At 64.3% G+C, this 3,064-nt stretch carries 3 protein-coding genes; 2 read left to right on the top strand and 1 reads right to left on the bottom strand.

Annotated features, from left to right (window positions below; translation table 11 throughout):
• Window positions 1-1,727 (top strand): DUF4175 domain-containing protein (locus tag TR61_RS19300; protein ID WP_050932183.1); only part of this gene is annotated, 1,727 nt, incomplete at its 5' end.
• Window positions 1,728-1,745: 18 nt separating this feature from the next.
• On the opposite strand, the gene TR61_RS19295 is transcribed toward TR61_RS19300, so the two are convergent.
• Window positions 1,746-2,555 (bottom strand): zinc-ribbon domain-containing protein, encoded by an 810-nt coding sequence (locus TR61_RS19295; RefSeq protein ID WP_050932181.1) that lies wholly within the window; start codon window positions 2,553-2,555, stop codon window positions 1,746-1,748.
• Window positions 2,556-2,745: 190 nt separating this feature from the next.
• On the opposite strand from TR61_RS19295, the gene TR61_RS19290 reads away from it, so the two are divergent.
• Window positions 2,746-3,064 (top strand): cell division ATP-binding protein FtsE (locus TR61_RS19290; protein WP_157441001.1); only part of this gene is annotated, 319 nt, incomplete at its 3' end.

Here is a 3,064-nt window from a genome sequence, read left to right as displayed (position 1 = left end):
CCCCCGCCGAGGCGGGCGCGATGGGCGAGATGACCGTGCCGTTCTCGGCCTCGGACGATTATGGGGTCGAAATGGGCAACGCGGTGATCGCCCTGGATCTTGAGGCGCTTGACCGCCGTTACGGCCTGGCACTGGACCCCGAACCGCGCGAGGCGATCACGGTGCCTTTGCCCATGCCCATCGCTGGCGATCGGGCAGACTTTACCGAAAACCTGATCGAGGATTTCTCGCAGCATCCCTGGGCCAATCTGCCGGTGACAATCACCCTGTCGGCCAGCGATGCAGCGGGGAACGAGACAGTGGCCCTTCCCGTGGCCACACCGTTACCTGCGCGGCGGTTCTTTGATCCGCTGGCGGCCTCGGTCGCGGAACAGCGCCGCGATCTTCTGTGGACGCGGGACAATGCGCCGCGTGTGGCGCAGGTGCTGCGCGCCGTGTCGCATCACCCTGACGGGTTGTTCCGGTCGGAAACTGCATATCTGCGCCTGCGGGTGATCCTGCGTCGGTTGGAAACCCAGACCGAGATTGGCCTGACCACCGAGGCGCGCGACGAGATTGCCCAAGCGCTGTGGGATCTGGCGATCCTGCTGGAGGAAGGCGATCTGAGCGACGCGCTGGAACGGATGCGCCGGGCGCAGGAGCGGCTGAGCGAGGCAATGCGCAACGGGGCCTCGGATCAGGAGATTGCCGAGCTGATGCAGGAACTGCGCGAAGCGACCGACGATTACCTGCGCCAGCTGTCGCGGCAGGCGCAGCAGGATGGCCAGCAGAACCAGCAAGGCCAGCAGCAGAATGCCGACAACATGATGCAGATGACGCAGGATGATCTGCAGCGCATGATGGATCGCATTCAGGAGCTGATGGAGCAGGGCCGCATGGCCGAAGCCCAGCAGGCGTTGGAGGAGTTCCAGCGCATGATGGAAAACATGCGCGTCACGCAGGGCCAGCAGGGCGGCGGGCAATCCGAAGGCCAGCGTGCGATGGAAGGGTTGGCTGAAACCCTGCGCGAACAACAGGGGCTGAGCGATCAGGCCTTCCGCGATCTGCAGGAACAGTTCAATCCCGGCGCTCAGGCCGGTGAAAACCAGGGCAACGAGGGCCGCAATGGCGGTCAGGGCCGTGGGGCGGAACATGAAGGCCAGACCGGCGAAGGTCAGGGTCAACGCAACCAGCAGGCAGGCGAACAAGGCGGCCAGAATGGTGAAGGCGCGCAGGATGGCGACGGCAACGGGCTTGAGCAAAGCCTCGCGGAACGTCAGCGCGCACTGCGCAATGAATTACGCCGCCAGCAAGGCCAACTGCCCGGCGCTGGCACGGCCGAGGGCGATGCGGCGCGCGATGCGCTCGACCGCGCCGGCCGCGCGATGGAAGGCGCGGAAGAGGCGCTGCGCAGCGATGATCTGGCTGAAGCGATCGACCAGCAGTCCGAAGCCATGGAGGCCCTGCGCGAAGGCATGCGGTCCCTGGGCGAGGCGATGGCCCAGCAGCAGGAAGGCCAGCCGGGCCAGGGCATGGAGGGCGCGGATATGCGCGGCCAGAACCGCGACCCGCTGGGGCGGAATGCCGGATCGAACGGCAATATCGGCACCGATGAAGGTCTGTTGCAGGGCGAGGATGTCTATCGCCGCGCGCGCGAATTGCTGGACGAGATCCGCCGCCGCTCAGGTGAGGGCGAACGCCCCGAGATCGAGCTGGATTACCTCAAACGGCTTCTGGACCGGTTCTGAACCGGGCCACAGTCGCGATCAGGGCATGAACGCGCTGATCTGTGCATCAAGCCAGACGCGCAGCTGATCGACCAGCAGTACATAGGAATTCAGCACCGGCCCCAAAGCGGGAACCGCATCGGCAATGCGCGGAGCGGTGGCATATATCAGAACCAGCGCTGTCACGACCAGCAGCGGTATCGCGAACCCACGGGCAAACCCGCTTTTGCGCGGCGCGTCTTCCATCAGGCTTTCGGCGGGTTCCTGAGGGTGACCCACAGCATCCGACCGGCGCAGGCTGGAATTGATCTCGTCGATATCGGGCAGGCGGTCGCGGCGTGACGATTTCGCGGCCTCTGCAGCGGCGGTCGCGGCTGTCACGGCCTCTTCGACACTGGGTCCGCCGGTTTCGGGGCCTTTCAGTCGCTCCATCCGGGCACGGGCCTCGCGGGCGCGACGTTCCACATCGTCGGTTGTATCATCCAGTCCCAGATCAGGCTGGGTCTCCAATCCGCCGGTTTCCTCGGACCGAAGCCGCGCTTCGTGGGCAGCTTCTTCCTGCAGAATGTCGCGCACGTCAGGGTCCAGGCTCCGTCGGTCCTGACGGGGCGCAACAGGCGCCTGATCCGGCAGCTCTTCTTCTTCGATGTCGGTTTCTTCTGCGGGTTCCTCCATCGTGCCGCGCAGGTCGGCTGCCTCCACCGAGCTATCATCTTCGGTAATGGCGTCCGGGTGCGGCTGGAACCAGGTGGTCCCGCAATTGGAACATTGGACGTCCCGCCCATCCTGCGGAATAACGTCATCTGGCACTTCGTATTGCGCACCGCAATTCGGGCATGTCAGCCGCATCCTGCTCCCTCACACAGAAAAATGTTCCGCCCTTTTGACGGTCTTTTGGGATAACCATATGTTTTCCCAAGGGAAGAAAAAAGGGGACAAATACCACAGAAGTCCCCAGCGTTGCCGATCTGCCCAAGACGGATTGAAACCGCCTGACGGGTGGGGCACAAACGGCCCGATAATCCAAGGAACGGCGCACGTGATCGAGCTGGACAATGTAGCCTACAGCTATGGCGGGGGGGAGCTTCTGAGCGATATCTCGGTCCGTCTGCAGCCGGGCTCGTTCCATTTTCTGACGGGGCCGTCAGGGGCCGGGAAAACCACGCTTCTCAAGCTGTGCTATGGCGCGCTGATGCCCACCTCGGGGGAGCTGCGGGTCTTTGACACCGATCTGCGCGGGCTGGACCGCGATCAGGTGGCCATGATGCGGCGGCGCATCGGGGTGGTGCATCAGGATTGCCGGTTTCTGGATCACCTGCCGGTGGATGAAAACATCGCCCTGCCGCTGACCGTGTCGG

The organism is Aestuariivita boseongensis (assembly GCF_001262635.1).
In the GTDB taxonomy this organism is placed as follows: Bacteria; Pseudomonadota; Alphaproteobacteria; order Rhodobacterales; family Rhodobacteraceae; genus Aestuariivita; species Aestuariivita boseongensis.
This window is presented reverse-complemented; position numbering and strand designations above follow the sequence as displayed.